The sequence below is a fragment of the Pseudoalteromonas sp. Ld19 genome, assembly GCF_045064135.1.
GTDB classification, from domain to species: domain Bacteria; phylum Pseudomonadota; class Gammaproteobacteria; order Enterobacterales; family Alteromonadaceae; genus Pseudoalteromonas; species Pseudoalteromonas aliena.
This window is the reverse complement of record NZ_JBISHA010000021.1, coordinates 248022-262497: the sequence shown is the minus strand read 5'-3', so window position 1 is coordinate 262497 and position 14476 is coordinate 248022. Positions and strand designations below refer to the sequence as shown.

Genomic DNA, 14476 nt, shown 5'->3' with positions numbered 1-14476 from the left:
ACAGTCATAATTACAGATTAAAACTATAAGTTACTCCACGTAGCAACCGTTCAAAGTGAGGAGAAAGTAATGTCAGCAGGATTAAAATTTAAACACGCTATTGCTAATAATCGCCCGTTACAAGTGGTAGGTACTATTAATGCCTACACAGCGATGATGGCAGAAAAAATGGGCCACCAAGCTATTTACCTCTCAGGTGCGGGTGTTGCAAACGCCTCGTTTGGTATGCCTGACTTAGGTATGACAAGCCTTGATAACGTGCTTGAAGATATTCGTCGTATTACGGGTGCTAGCGACTTACCGCTACTTGTTGATGCCGATACCGGTTGGGGTGGGGCGTTTAACATTGCACGCACAGTAAAAGAAATGACTAAAGCCGGTGCGGCGGGTTTTCATATAGAAGATCAAGTAGCGCAAAAGCGTTGCGGGCATCGCCCAAATAAAGAAATTGTCAGCCAAGGTGAGATGGTTGACCGCATTAAAGCGGCGGTTGATGCAAAAACCGACAGCGATTTTTACATTATGGCCCGTACCGATGCGTTTCAAAAAGAAGGTTTAAATGCCGCTATTGACCGTGCAGCTGCCTGTGTTGAAGCCGGTGCAGATGCCATTTTTGCAGAAGCCGTGCACGACCTTGCTGATTACCAAGCATTTGCAAAAGCGATTAATGTACCAATTTTGGCAAATATTACTGAGTTTGGTCAAACACCTATTTACACTAAAGAGCAGTTAAGTGATGTAGGCGTTGAAATGGTGCTTTACCCACTCAGTGCATTTAGAGCCATGAACAAAGCCGCACTAAACGTGTATTCAGCAATTTTAAATGAAGGCTCGCAACAAAGCCAAATTGAAAATATGCAAACGCGCGCAGAGCTTTACGACTTTTTAGATTATCACACGTATGAGAACACACTCGATACTCTTTTTTCAGCAAAATCTGACAAATAATAATTATTAAAATAGATACCACACACAAATTATAGACAGGAGAAGATCATGGTAGATAAAGCATTAGGCGGCGCAGGTTTACGCGGACAAGTGGCTGGTCAAACAGCATTGTGTACTGTTGGACAAAGTGGTTCTGGTTTAACGTATTGTGGTTACGATATTAGCGAATTGGCCGAAAAAGCGCAGTTTGAAGAAGTATCGTTTTTACTCTCACGCGGTGAGTTACCAACAACTAGCGAATTGGCCGAGTATAAAGCAAAGCTAAAAAGTTTACGCGGCTTACCAGATGCGCTTAAAACTGTGCTTGAAAATATTCCTAAAGACGCGCATCCAATGGATGTAATGCGCACAGGTTGCTCAATGTTGGGTAACCTAGAAATGGAAAATGATTTTAGCCAAGCCAACGATGCAATTGATCGTATGGTTGCTGTGTTCCCAAGTATTATTTGTTACTGGTACCGCTTTACACACGACGGCGTACGTATTGAAACGCAAACAGATGATGACTCAGTTGGCGCACACTTTTTAACACTGTTACACGACAAAGCACCCAGCGAGTTATTTGCGCAAGTGATGAACGTATCACTAATTTTATACGCAGAGCATGAATTTAACGCCTCTACCTTTACGGGACGTGTATGTGCTTCAACTTTATCGGATATTCATTCTTGTGTAACAGGCGCGATTGGTACGCTACGTGGTCCACTTCATGGTGGTGCTAACGAAGCGGCTATGGATATGATCCAAGGTTTTACAAGTGCAGAGCATGCTGAGCAAGAAGTCATGGGCATGCTTGCACGTAAAGACAAAATTATGGGCTTTGGCCATGCTATTTATCGTGAGTCTGATCCACGTAATGTGATCATTAAAAAATGGTCTGAAAAACTAGCCGATGAAGTAGGTGATACCGTGCTTTATCCTGTGTCTGTTCGTTGTGAAGAGATTATGTGGCGCGAGAAAAAACTGTTTTGTAATGCTGATTTTTTCCATGCATCCGCTTATCACTTTATGGATATTCCAACTAAATTATTCACGCCAATATTTGTAATGAGCCGTGTTACTGGCTGGACTGCCCATGTTAAAGAGCAACGTGCTAACAACCGTATTATTCGCCCAAGTGCCGATTATACAGGGCCCGATGCACGTAGTTACACACCAATAGAGTCACGTTAAAAAATGGGTGAGCACGCATGTGCTCACTTTTTTATTGCACATAGCCACTAGCGAGCAGTTTTTCTCAAACTTTTCATTAAACACGCTAGCTGTGAGCAAGCACCGTCACCAATTAGCGAATTTATTATGACCATAATTAATAATACCCAATACCGTAAACCTCTACCGGGCTCAAATGTCGACTATTACGATACGCAAGAAGCCGTAGATGCAATTAAGCCAGGTGCATACGCCACGCTACCTTATTCATCACGTGTATTTGCCGAGAACCTAGTACGCCGATGCGACCCTGCCATGTTAACCGATGCACTTAATCAGCTAATTGAGCGCAAGCAAGATTTAGATTTCCCGTGGTATCCGGCGCGCGTAGTATGCCACGATATTTTAGGCCAAACGGCACTTGTTGATTTAGCAGGTTTGCGTGATGCAATTGCAGCCAAAGGCGGCGATCCGGCAAAAGTGAATCCTGTGGTACCCACGCAGTTAATAGTGGATCATTCGTTAGCGGTAGAGCATGCCGGTTTTGATCCTGACGCATTTGAAAAAAACCGCGCTATTGAAGACAGACGCAATGACGACCGCTTTCACTTTATCAACTGGACTAAAACTGCGTTTAAAAATATTGACGTTATTCCACCGGGTAACGGCATTATGCATCAAATTAATCTTGAAAAAATGTCGCCGGTTATTCAAAACCGAGATGGCATTGCCTTCCCAGATACACTAGTCGGTACCGACAGCCACACGCCACATGTTGATGCGCTGGGCGTTATTGCTGTTGGCGTAGGTGGGCTTGAAGCTGAAAGCGTAATGCTTGGCCGCGCTTCTTATATTCGCTTACCTGATATTGTCGGTGTTGAACTAACAGGTAAGCGCCAACCAGGTATTACCGCAACCGATATTGTGTTGGCTATTACTGAATTTTTACGCGAGCAACGTGTTGTATCTACTTATTTAGAGTTTTACGGTGAAGGTGCTGACGCGCTTACACTTGGTGACAGAGCAACTATTTCGAACATGACGCCTGAATTTGGCGCAACTGCAGCTATGTTTTATATCGATGATAAAACAATAGATTACTTGCGTTTAACCGGTCGCGAAGAAGAACAAATTGCCCTTGTAGAAAACTACGCTAAAACAGCAGGCCTTTGGAGCGATAGCTTAAAAACCGCAAAATATGAGCGTGTACTTAAGTTTGACTTATCAAGCGTAGGGCGCAATATTGCCGGTCCATCTAATCCGCACCGCCGTGTGTCGACAAGCGATTTAGCTAAAGAAGGTATTTCGGGCGTTGTTGAAAATGAAGAAGGCTTAATGCCAGACGGCGCATGTATTATTGCCGCTATTACTAGCTGTACTAATACCAGTAATCCACGCAATGTAATTGCCGCAGCACTGCTTGCCCGTAACGCAAATGCTAAGGGGTTAATGCGTAAACCTTGGGTTAAAACTTCATTAGCACCGGGCTCAAAAGCGGTGCAATCATACCTTGAAGATGCAAACCTATTAACAGAGCTTGAGCAACTGGGCTTTGGCATTGTTGGTTTTGCGTGTACAACGTGTAACGGCATGAGCGGTGCCCTTGACCCTGTTATTCAAAAAGAAGTCATCGACCGCGATTTATACACGACAGCGGTGCTTTCGGGCAATCGTAACTTTGATGGGCGTATTCATCCTTATGCTAAGCAAGCATTTTTAGCGTCACCTCCTTTAGTTGTTGCGTACGCCATTGCAGGTACTATTCGCTTTGATATTGAAAAAGGGATACTAGGGCAAGATCAACAAGGCAACGATATTACGCTTAAAGATTTATGGCCGTCTGACGAAGAGATTGATGCAGTAATTAAGCAAAGCGTTAAGCCAGAGCAATTTAGAAAAGTATACGAGCCGATGTTTAATTTAACCGTAGATTACGGTGAAGATAATGATCCTCTCTACGACTGGCGTCCAGAAAGTACGTACATTCGTCGCCCGCCTTATTGGGAAGGTGCACTTGCGGGTGAGCGCACAATGACCGGTATGCGTGCGCTTGCAGTGCTTGGCGATAACATTACAACCGATCATTTATCGCCATCAAACGCAATTATGGCAAGTAGTGCTGCTGGCGAATACCTGACCAAAATGAATGTGCCAGAAGAAGATTACAACTCGTACGCAACGCATCGAGGCGATCATTTAACAGCGCAGCGTGCAACCTTTGCTAATCCAAAACTGTTAAATGAAATGGTGCTTGATGAAAACGGTGAGGTCAAACAAGGTTCTTACGCGCGAATAGAGCCACAAGGCACTAATACTCGTATGTGGGAAGCAATCGAAACTTACATGGAGCGTAAGCAACCACTTATTATCGTAGCCGGTGCCGATTACGGTCAAGGTTCGTCGCGTGATTGGGCGGCAAAAGGGGTAAGGCTTGCCGGCGTTGAAGTAATAGCAGCAGAAGGTTTTGAGCGTATTCACCGTACTAACTTAATTGGTATGGGTGTGTTACCGCTTGAATTTAAAGCGGGCACAACGCGTAAAACGCTCAAGCTAGATGGCAGTGAAACGTACGATGTAGCGGGTGATTTAAAACCAGGTGCCACCGTCAATCTAAGCATTACCCGTAAAGACGGTGAAGTACTCACTGTGCCTATGAAGTGCCGTATCGATACCCAAGAAGAACTTTCTATTTACGCGGCTGGTGGCGTGTTACAACGCTTTGCTCAAGACTTTTTAGAAGCAACGCAATCTGCATAAGGGCAAATATTATGTTTAAACCGCAAATTAAAGTGCCTGCAACCTATATGCGTGGCGGCACCAGTAAAGGTGTTTTTTTTAATTTAACTGATTTACCAAAGCCTGCTCAAGTAGCAGGCGAGGCGCGCGATAATTTATTACTGCGCGTTATTGGCAGCCCCGATCCGTATGCTAAGCAAACGGATGGCATGGGCGGTGCGACATCAAGTACCAGTAAAACCGTCATTTTAAGTAAAAGTGAGCAAGCCGATCACGATGTTGATTACTTGTTTGGTCAAGTGGCGATAGATAAACCTTTTGTAGATTGGAGCGGTAACTGCGGTAATTTAACGTCAGCAGTCGGTGCTTTTGCCATTAGTAATGGTTTGGTCGATAAAAGCAGAGTACCTAATAACGGTGTTGCTATTGTGCGCGTGTGGCAGGCTAATATTAAAAAAAGCATATTAGTGCATGTCCCTATAACCAATGGCGAAGTGCAAGAAACCGGCGACTTTGAGCTCGATGGCGTTACCTTTGCAGCAGCTGAAGTAAAACTTGAATTTATGGACCCTGCTGATGGCGATAGCGCGTTATTTCCAACAGGTAACGTAGTTGATGACTTAAAAGTACCGGGTGTTGGTACTTTAAAAGCCACGATGATAAACGCAGGTATTCCTACTGTATTTATTAACGCCGCAGATATTGGCTATACCGGCACAGAGCTGCAAGACGATATAAATAACGATGTTGCAGCGCTTGAAAAGCTCGAAACCATTCGCGCTTATGGCGCCGTTAAAATGGGTTTAATCACTGATATTAATGAAGCGCAAGCTCGCCAACATACGCCAAAAGTTGCGTTTGTTGCAGCGCCTTTAGATTACACTGCGTCTAGCGGTAAAGTTATTGAGGCTGCCAACATTAACTTACTCGTGCGCGCAATGTCGATGGGTAAACTGCACCATGCCATGATGGGCACAGCTGCTGTTGCTATTGGCACAGCTGCAGCAATTGAAGGCACACTCGTTAATATAGCCGCTGGTGGCGGCGCATTAAGTGAGGTTAACTTTGGTCATCCGTCGGGCACGCTAAAAGTAGGGGCTGAGGCTAAAAACAGTGCAGGTAATTGGCTTGTCACTAAAGCAAGTATGAGCCGCAGTGCACGGGTATTAATGGAAGGCGTTGTAAGAGTACCCGAATAATATAGATGCCATTACTTTTTGTTGCTGACAGGGATGTAGGCAACAGCTGAAGCCTTGCTTTATTCATACAACAATATAAGTCATTAGCATAGTACTGAAATAGTAACTGAGTTTATTCGGTTACACATTTCACATCGCAATTAAATTGCCCTTGAATAGAACAAGTATTAATTTTGAATGGTATTAAAATTAATACCCCGCCTAGCAAAAAAAGTAATGCCTGCTATAACTAATACTCGAGCCTGTTTATCTTTCTGTGTTGAATTTACAGCAAAATGTTTGGTTTTTAGACAAAGTAGTGCCTATGGTGTGTGATTTCCATAAATTGGTGATAAGGCAGCACATATGCCAAACATGCGCTGCCTTTTGGGCTCACCCTAGACAGAACAAGTTTTAATCCGTAAAGGCCAACAGACCCCAAAAAGCGATGATAAATATGATGTCATAGCAGTAAACCATCGACTAATAATTAAAATAGGTTTAGTAATTCATGAATATTTCTAACAAGCTGATGCTAATTGTGCTGTTGACTACGTTTGAAATAAGCATTACGGTTTTTTCTGCTTTTGAAATAGCGAAAGGGGCTAAGTTTCATCAGCTTAATTTTCTTCATTTAAAGTATGTTAATCAGTTAACAAAATCAGTTGAAAGAATAAAAAGCGATCTACCTGTAGATATACAAGCCATAGAATCAGATATATTAGCAATTAAGCAGCAACCTATTGATTGCTTAAATGAAATAAATCATTTGAATCGCATTATAATGAAAGTAATTAAAACCGATCAAGCAATAACGATTTGCGAAGATGACATTAAAATTGCTGATAGCGCATTACTGCTTGTTCAGCAGTATAAAAACGACAGGCTTAATAAAGACGATTTTTTAATCGGTATGAATGCGACACTTGATGGTTTTAATCAACATTCGGAGGTGTTTGAGGAACCAATCAGAAAGACGGTGTCGTTTATATTAATGACTTTAATACCACTGGTTTTAATCATATCTCTTTTTAATATTATTTTTATAAGTTATTTATCGCGTACCATATCAAGCTCTATTCGCAATTTAACCAAGCTTTTATTAAACAAATCCGAAGATAATACTAATTTGGATGATGAGCTTGATAGGAAGACGAGTGGAGAATTAAAAGCACTAGTCATTGCGGCAAGGCACCGAATCAAAAGTGAGATTTTAAACATCGAGAGCAGTCTTGAGCTAAAAGCGATTGTAAATAGTCAAACAGCCTCACTCCAACAAGCAAATGATGAGCTTGCACAGTTTGCTTATCGGGCATCTCATGATCTTAAATCACCGTTATCGGGCGCTAAATCGTTGGCTCAATTTGTAATTCAAGATATCAAAGCAGGGGACACTGAGGAAGCAAGCAATAACGCACGCATTATTTATCAGCAGATGGAAAAATTAGAAACTCTGGTTGTTGATATTTTATTATTAGCCAAGGCCGAAATAGGCAATGAGGAAAAAGATTTTATTGATTTTGAGCAAATATTTATTGATATGAAAGAGCGGTTAACTTGGTTGATGAAGGATAATCCATGTACTCTAAATACCAGTGTTAATCTATCAACACCAATTAGGTCAGAAAAGGCGCGCTTTGCCCAAATTATTGAAAACTTAATATCAAACGGGTTGAAATATTACGACAAAGATAACGCTTCACCCTTCGTTAACTGTGATATACACGATGAGCTACAACAGCTTATTATTATTGTAACTGATAACGGGATCGGAATACCAAAGAAGCATCAGAGTGAAGTGTTTGATATGTTTAAACGATTTCATGTTGAAACTAGTAGTGGATCAGGGCTTGGGATGGCACTTGTAAAAAAACATGTAGAGTACTTAGGCGGAGAAATTTCATTACAAAGTTCTGATAAAGGGACTACATTTAAAATAATAATACCGATGGATACACTAAAATGAAAAAAACCAAACCACCTATATTAATTATTGATGACAACGAGGTCGACCGCTATATCCTTAAAAGACTACTAAAAGAAGCTAATTTGGAACTCACTATTTTTGAGAAAAATGATGGACAAGAAGCGTTAGAATTTTTAGAAAATTATGAAGCTAACAGACAAGAATATCCAGGCGATTTTCCTCCCATTTTAATTTTTTTAGATATCAATATGCCAAGAGTTAACGGGATGCAATTTTTAGAAGAGTTTGCTGAACTGAGAAAAATAATAGAAATAAGCTCCTGTGTGGTTATGATGTTTAGCTCATCTGAAAGAGAAGAAGAAAAAGAGATAATCATGGCATATGATTTTGTTAAAGGCTATTTAGTCAAAGGGGATTTTCAAGCTGAAGATCTAAAAGAAAAAGTATTGACCGTTATCGGTAACCATTTAGTTGAAAGTTGAATGAGTTTTTATCAATAATTCGTTACTTTAATTTTATGAAGTTACTAAGTTTGATTGACCTATTGACCTTGAAGCAACAGGTTTATTTCGTGTGCAGGCATCGGCCTTGCAAATAAAAACCCTTGTAAGTAATCAATTCCCAATGTATTGCAAAGTGCATGTTGCGTTGGGGTTTCAATACCTTCAGCCACAACAGAAAAATCCAGTGCTTTGAGCATTAACGATAATCCTTCAATTATTTTTAATCGTTTATCATTATTATCATCCAATGGTTGTATGCTTTTATCTAATTTTACTATGTCAATTGGGTAGGACATCAGGTGAGATATGGATGAGTAGCCCATGCCAAAATCATCCAAGGCAATTCTAAAGCCATTATTCGACAGCGTATTTAATATATCAATAACCTCTTTGCTGTCTTCCATAAAGGCGGTTTCAGTTATTTCAAGTATTACATTACTTGATTTTACATTGCTCTTTTCAATAGTGGTTAATAAATACGTTAAGAGCGTGCTTTTTTGTAACTGCACTGGTGATATGTTGATTGATAGCGTTAATGGTATTTGGAAATTTTGTTGCCAATCTGAGAGCTGCTGTAATGCCGTAGAAATGATCCATTCGCCAAGGGGCTCTATAAGTCGGCATTCTTCAGCGATAGGAATAAACTCGTCAGGGGTATAACTAATCTCGGTGTCGGGCCAACGGATCAACGCTTCAACCCCTGATATTCTCTGAGTTTTTGAACAAAAAACAGGTTGATAGAATAGCCGAAAACTCTTGTTCTCTAGATTATGTTTAATACTATTTTGAATATCGACGCGGCGGCTAAATTCGTATTGATATTGCGCTTTGTAAAAACTGATTTTGCCTTTGCCGCTTTGTTTTGAACGATACATAGCAATATCAGCACACTTTAGTAATTCATGTGATTCAATTGCGTCATTTGGGTATACGGCGCTGCCAATACTGACACTGCAGTTAATAGTTATACCATTGTATACAAAAGGCTCAGAGACTTTAGCTAGTATTCTGTTTGCGATCATACCAATTTGATTGATGTTACAAATGCCGCCAATGATAACGGCAAATTCATCTCCCCCGAGCCTAGCAAAACCTTCATCGCGTCGTAGGCAATTATTTATTCTTGTTACCGTTTGTACTAATATTTCATCGCCAACGTTGTGCCCTAACGTGTCGTTTATATTTTTGAAGTTATCTAAATCCAAAGCTAACAGCGCAACACAGTTTTTAGTCCGTTTATTATTCGCGATCATTACTTTTAAAACTTCTTCAAAATGGTATCGGTTAGACAGTCCCGTAAGCTGATCTCTTTCTGCCATATGTTTCACAGCCAGGTAGCTGTCGTGCATACGTTGCTCAGCCTCAAAACGTTTTTTTGCGTATATAAGTGCTTTATTTAAGCTACTTCGCGTTATATCACCTTTTGGTAAAAAGTCTTGAGCTCCGGCCTCTATACATTCAATTGCTACGCTTGAGTTTTCAGAGGAGCTGATCATAATAATTGCAGTATTGCCAAGTTTAGGTTTTGCTCGCATTTCGATAAGCATTTCAATACCGTCTTCTTTAGGCATATTGTAGTCGAGTAGTATTACATCAAAATGAGTTTTTTCAATAGCTTGAAATCCTTCGGACACACACGTAACTTCAGTAATGTCATGAAGTTGAGTACCATCAGATATCAGCATTTTTTTTATTAATTTTCGATCTACTAAGTCGTCATCAACAATTAATATATACATATATTCCTCAATACGGCCTAAATGAAATCATTTTTTAGGCCAGTAAACAGTAAATGTACTGCCAAGTTTTCCATCAGAAGTTACTTCTATTTTGCCGCCGTAATTCATAATATGCTTTTTTGCGATACACAGCCCAATACCGCTGCCCTCTACGTCATCACGAGATTGTAAAGTTTGAAATAATTTAAAAATGAGAGAAAAATATTTAGGTTCTATTCCTGGACCATTATCCTTTATTTCAATAACGTAGTAATTTTCATCGGGGAGTAACGCAATATCAATAATAGGATTTTTTTTATCATTATGCTTAACGGCATTACTTATAAGATTTGAAATTACGATTTTAAAAGGGATAACAGGTATGGTTATTAATTGATTATTCGCGTTAATATTAACGGTGAGTGTTTTTGGGAGGTCCAATAGCTCTTTGATATCAAGGTAGATAGCGTCTAAAGATATACTTGCCAGCGTACCATCACAACTATTTATCCGCGAATAGCTCAGTAGATCTTCTAATAACACCTGCATTCTATTAGTACGATTTATGACTAACTGAAAGTTCTCAAGGTGCTCTTTGGGAAGCAAGTCTTTGCAATCATCTGAAATCCACTCTAGTAAACGTTTTATTGCATTTAATGGCGATCTTAAGTCATGTGAAGCAATACTTGTAAATTCATCGAGTTCACTCTGTGCTGCTTCTATTTTATTGATTAACTGCTCTTTCTCAGTTATGTCTTTACTGACCGTAAGAATATATAAATTGCCTAATCTATTCTCAAAACGCTGCTTGACTGTGTCAGCGGTAAAGCTTGAACCGTTTGGCCTACAGAGGTTTTCGACTATTTGGCTAAAACCGCAATGCAGAGCTATTTTGTCTTGGGCTAAAAAATTTTTAGCTTTTTCATCTTCATAATTTTCAACAGTAGTGCAGTCGATGATGTTGTTTTGCATATTCTCAGGGTACATATTCTTAAATGCATCATTCGCATACACTATTTTAAAATGTTCATCTTTTATGCAGACTAAATCTTTATTTAGCTCGGAAATCATTAATTGAAGTTCGACATTATCCGTTGCCTCAAGTAGGCGACGTCGCTGAGCTAATTGATTTATTAAGCCATTTTTTAACGTAGAGAATATTGATTTTTCTTTTTCTGTGAAGGCGATATCACTGTGACGCTCAAATACTATCCAGCCAAATTGAACATGTGAGGGCAAATTAATAGGCGTAACAACTCTTAATATATTGGAGTTTATATTTACTGTGGTATTTGAACTGTTTTTAAAGTCGTCTTTCGTTAACGTTATTTTTGGGCCATGTTGGCATAATTCTATTGGGGTCTGAAGTGAGCTTGCTAGGATAGAGCATGCCGTAGCGTCAAAAATTTTAATAGCTAGCTCTACAAAATTATCTAAGCTTTTTTGAATCTCACTATCAAAAAAAAGACTCTTTTGCATGTCATTTAATAATGGCGTTATTTCAATATAGCTTTTTGTATTAGGCATCTAAATTCCTTTAAATGTAATAAGGCGTATTGATTTTTAGCGTTCAAGCTTAAAGCTAATTGCGGCACCAAAGGATAATTTTTACATTCGTGCCTGTTTATCTTTCGGGGTTGCATTTGCAGCCGTCTGTTTTGCCTTTAGGTAAGACTTAGCCTATATAGAGCAAATTTTAATCCTCAAAGGTCAACAGGCCTTAGTATAACTTCGGTTAAATCATCTTCTTACGCCAAACTTCACATAACAAGTCATTAACTGATTGTAGTTGATTATTTTTATAATGCAGAAATAATTCACTTTTCGTAAATTAACGTTTAGATAGTAATTTGGGTATCAAATTAGCGATCTGTTTTACAGGTTATTCGTTATATTTTTTGGTACAGGGGGGGCAGCACTGCAAGTTTAACCGCAAACGATAACCCCCTTTATGTATTATTTTAAAATTACGATGGGTACATCGCTATTTTCAAGCATTTTGGTGGTGTTACTGCCTACAAAAAACTGCCTTAGTTTAGAATGTCCAAATGCGCCCATTACAATTAAACCTACATTATTTTGCTCTTTGTACTTTATTAACGAGTCAAAAATATTGCCTTCTAAAAAGCTGGCAGACACCTTAAAACCCATGTTGGTGAGTGTGTACTGCGCGTTAACAAACTTTTCTTCAAGGTCTTTTTCGTTGTTTTTAATACTCACTAAATGACAATGTAAGCCATGCAATAAGCCGCCATCAATTACTTGCTGTAGCGCTTTATCGGCAGTTTCACGGCCATCGTAAGCAATCATAAATGACGTAGGCTGTTTAAACGTTTCAGGAATAAGCAAAATAGGGTGGGTTGCATTGCGCACTAAAGTTTCTATGTGTGAGCCAAGTACCGCTAGGCTATTACTATGCCCCGCACCATTTTGGCCAATAACAATAAGGCGCGTATCATCTTTAAAGTCTATAACGGTATCGAGTAAATCACCGTGGCGCTTAATTAATTCAAAATCGGTGATACCTGCCGATTTTGCATGCTCGCTTACAAAGTGCAATAATTCGTCAGCCATTTTTAAACTCACTTTGCAGCGCTGTTCGTCAAGCTTGGTCATTTCTTCAAGTAAAATTGAATGGGCACCTAAGCCAATGCTACCAGAGTAGTCGCCAATATTAGTTTGCTGTTTTTTTTCAATTGTATGAACAAAACTAATGGGTTTATTTAACTTTATTGAAGCCCAAATAGCGGCTTCAGTTACATTTTTAGTTATGGCTGAGCCATCCACGTAGGTAATTATTTTAGTCATTACATGCTCCTCAATGTCCGCCAAGTAGTTTTTCAACTTCTTCAGGGTTGTTATGTACACCAAATTTATCGATAACGGTTTCGGTTGCGCTATTCATCCCAATAATGTTAACCGTTGCACCTTCTCGTCTAAACTTAATAACCACTTTATCAAGAGACGATACCCCCGTTATGTCCCAAAAGTGGGCATGGGTTAAATCAATAATCACGTTAGTAACCGCATTTTTAAAATCGAACGACGCAATGAATTGCTCAGCGGAGGCAAAAAACACTTGGCCAACGACTTCATAGATTATTTGATCGCTGCTTTCATCGTGCTTGGTTTTAACGAGCATAAAGCGGCCAATTTTATTGGCAAAAAACAACGTAGCTAACAACACGCCAACTAAAACACCCATCGCTAAATTATGCGTAGCAACAACCACAATAACGGTGGAAATCATCACGACATTTGACGAAAGGGGGTTCTTTTTTAAATCTTTAACCGATGCCCACGAGAATGTACCAATCGATACCATAATCATTACCGCAACTAATGCTGCCATAGGGATTAAGCGCAGCCATTCATCTAAAAATACCACCATGATGATTAAAAACAAACCGGCAGTAAAAGTTGAGAGTCGCCCACGTCCGCCGGACTTAACATTAATAATTGATTGACCAATCATAGCGCAACCGGCCATACCGCCAAATAAACCGGCACCAATGTTTGCAATACCTTGACCTTTACACTCTTTATTACGATCACTCATTGTATCGGTTAAATCATCGACAATAGTTGCGGTCATCATCGACTCAAGTAAGCCCACAACGGCAAGACCAATTGAATAGGGTAAAACAATTTGCAGCGTTTCAAGTGTTAGCGGTACATCTGGCCATAAAAATATAGGGAGAGTGTCGGGTAAATCGCCCATGTCGCCCACGGTTCTTATATCAAGCCCTAAAAACAGTGAAACCAATGTAATAACAACAATACAGACCAAAGGAGAGGGGATAATTTTACCAATAGCTGGAATGTGCGGGAAGAGGTAAATAATACCTAAGCCCGCCGCCGTCATTGCATACACATGCCACGTAACATTAGTCAGCTCAGGTAATTGCGCCATAAATATTAAAATAGCCAATGCGTTTACAAAACCTGTTACAACAGAGCGCGATACAAACCGCATTAATTCACCGAGCTTTAAAAAGCCTGCAAATATTTGTAGTACGCCGGTGAGTAAGGTAGCAACAAGTAAGTATTCCAGGCCATGATCTTTCACCAGCGTCACCATTAATAGCGCCATTGCGCCGGTTGCGGCCGAGATCATGCCTGGTCGTCCGCCGACAAAGGCAATAATGACCGCGATGCAAAATGAGGCGTATAAGCCAACTTTTGGATCAACGCCTGCAATAATGGAAAAGGCAATTGCTTCAGGTATTAAGGCTAGCGCCACAACAATACCAGCGAGTACATCGCCACGAATATTACAAAGCCAGTCTCTTTTTATGTGTTCGAGCATATAAA

The 14476-nt window shown here is 40.0% G+C and carries 10 protein-coding genes; 6 read left to right on the top strand and 4 right to left on the bottom strand.

Annotation, left to right across the window (positions count from 1 at the left end; all coding sequences use genetic code 11):
• The first annotated feature begins 69 nt into the window (after window positions 1-69).
• The 6 genes from prpB (at window position 70) to ACJJVZ_RS13040 (ending at window position 8423) form a co-directional block, all read left to right on the top strand.
• The gene (prpB, locus tag ACJJVZ_RS13065; protein WP_138584073.1) at window positions 70-948 is read left to right on the top strand and encodes a methylisocitrate lyase; all 879 of its coding nucleotides are present in this window, start codon (window positions 70-72) and stop codon (window positions 946-948) included.
• Window positions 949-996: 48 nt separating this feature from the next.
• Window positions 997-2121, top strand: a complete 1125-nt coding sequence (prpC, locus tag ACJJVZ_RS13060; RefSeq protein ID WP_193155594.1) for a 2-methylcitrate synthase — start codon at window positions 997-999, stop codon at window positions 2119-2121.
• A gap of 126 nt (window positions 2122-2247) precedes the next feature.
• Entirely contained in the window at window positions 2248-4857 is a 2610-nt protein-coding gene (acnD, locus tag ACJJVZ_RS13055) for a Fe/S-dependent 2-methylisocitrate dehydratase AcnD (protein WP_405601058.1), read from the top strand.
• Window positions 4858-4868: 11 nt separating this feature from the next.
• Window positions 4869-6035 carry a 2-methylaconitate cis-trans isomerase PrpF gene (prpF, locus tag ACJJVZ_RS13050; RefSeq protein WP_273049813.1) on the top strand — a complete coding sequence of 389 codons (1167 nt, stop codon included), beginning with the start codon at window positions 4869-4871 and terminating at the stop codon, window positions 6033-6035.
• Window positions 6036-6525: 490 nt separating this feature from the next.
• The gene (locus tag ACJJVZ_RS13045) at window positions 6526-7980 is read left to right on the top strand and encodes an ATP-binding protein (protein WP_405601056.1); all 1455 of its coding nucleotides are present in this window, start codon (window positions 6526-6528) and stop codon (window positions 7978-7980) included.
• Window positions 7977-8423, top strand: a complete 447-nt coding sequence (locus ACJJVZ_RS13040; protein ID WP_405601054.1) for a response regulator — start codon at window positions 7977-7979, stop codon at window positions 8421-8423. Before ACJJVZ_RS13045 ends, ACJJVZ_RS13040 begins: the two co-directional genes overlap by 4 nt.
• A gap of 59 nt (window positions 8424-8482) precedes the next feature.
• Here ACJJVZ_RS13040 and ACJJVZ_RS13035 read toward each other — a convergent pair whose 3' ends face one another.
• From ACJJVZ_RS13035 to ACJJVZ_RS13020, 4 genes are all read right to left on the bottom strand, one after another.
• Window positions 8483-10183: an EAL domain-containing protein gene (locus ACJJVZ_RS13035; RefSeq protein WP_405601052.1), complete on the bottom strand. Its 1701-nt coding sequence runs from the start codon at window positions 10181-10183 to the stop codon at window positions 8483-8485.
• Window positions 10184-10210: 27 nt separating this feature from the next.
• Window positions 10211-11689 carry an ATP-binding protein gene (locus ACJJVZ_RS13030; RefSeq protein WP_405601050.1) on the bottom strand — a complete coding sequence of 493 codons (1479 nt, stop codon included), beginning with the start codon at window positions 11687-11689 and terminating at the stop codon, window positions 10211-10213.
• A gap of 429 nt (window positions 11690-12118) precedes the next feature.
• A complete protein-coding gene (locus ACJJVZ_RS13025) occupies window positions 12119-12970 on the bottom strand; it encodes a universal stress protein (RefSeq protein WP_405601047.1) in 852 nt (283 codons plus the stop codon).
• Window positions 12971-12980: 10 nt separating this feature from the next.
• A complete protein-coding gene (locus ACJJVZ_RS13020) occupies window positions 12981-14471 on the bottom strand; it encodes a SulP family inorganic anion transporter (RefSeq protein ID WP_405601045.1) in 1491 nt (496 codons plus the stop codon).
• Window positions 14472-14476 lie beyond the last annotated feature (5 nt).

Bases quoted from the DNA above. Each gene is read 5' to 3' on its own strand.
- prpB (WP_138584073.1), top strand. From the start codon at position 70: ATGTCAGCAGGATTAAAATTTAAACACGCTATTGCTAATAATCGCCCG.
- ACJJVZ_RS13030 (WP_405601050.1), bottom strand. From the start codon at position 11,689: ATGCCTAATACAAAAAGCTATATTGAAATAACGCCATTATTAAATGAC.
- ACJJVZ_RS13035 (WP_405601052.1), bottom strand. From the start codon at position 10,183: ATGTATATATTAATTGTTGATGACGACTTAGTAGATCGAAAATTAATA.
- acnD (WP_405601058.1), top strand. From the start codon at position 2,248: ATGACCATAATTAATAATACCCAATACCGTAAACCTCTACCGGGCTCA.
- ACJJVZ_RS13045 (WP_405601056.1), top strand. From the start codon at position 6,526: ATGAATATTTCTAACAAGCTGATGCTAATTGTGCTGTTGACTACGTTT.
- prpF (WP_273049813.1), top strand. From the start codon at position 4,869: ATGTTTAAACCGCAAATTAAAGTGCCTGCAACCTATATGCGTGGCGGC.
- ACJJVZ_RS13025 (WP_405601047.1), bottom strand. From the start codon at position 12,970: ATGACTAAAATAATTACCTACGTGGATGGCTCAGCCATAACTAAAAAT.
- ACJJVZ_RS13040 (WP_405601054.1), top strand. From the start codon at position 7,977: ATGAAAAAAACCAAACCACCTATATTAATTATTGATGACAACGAGGTC.
- ACJJVZ_RS13020 (WP_405601045.1), bottom strand. From the start codon at position 14,471: ATGCTCGAACACATAAAAAGAGACTGGCTTTGTAATATTCGTGGCGAT.
- prpC (WP_193155594.1), top strand. From the start codon at position 997: ATGGTAGATAAAGCATTAGGCGGCGCAGGTTTACGCGGACAAGTGGCT.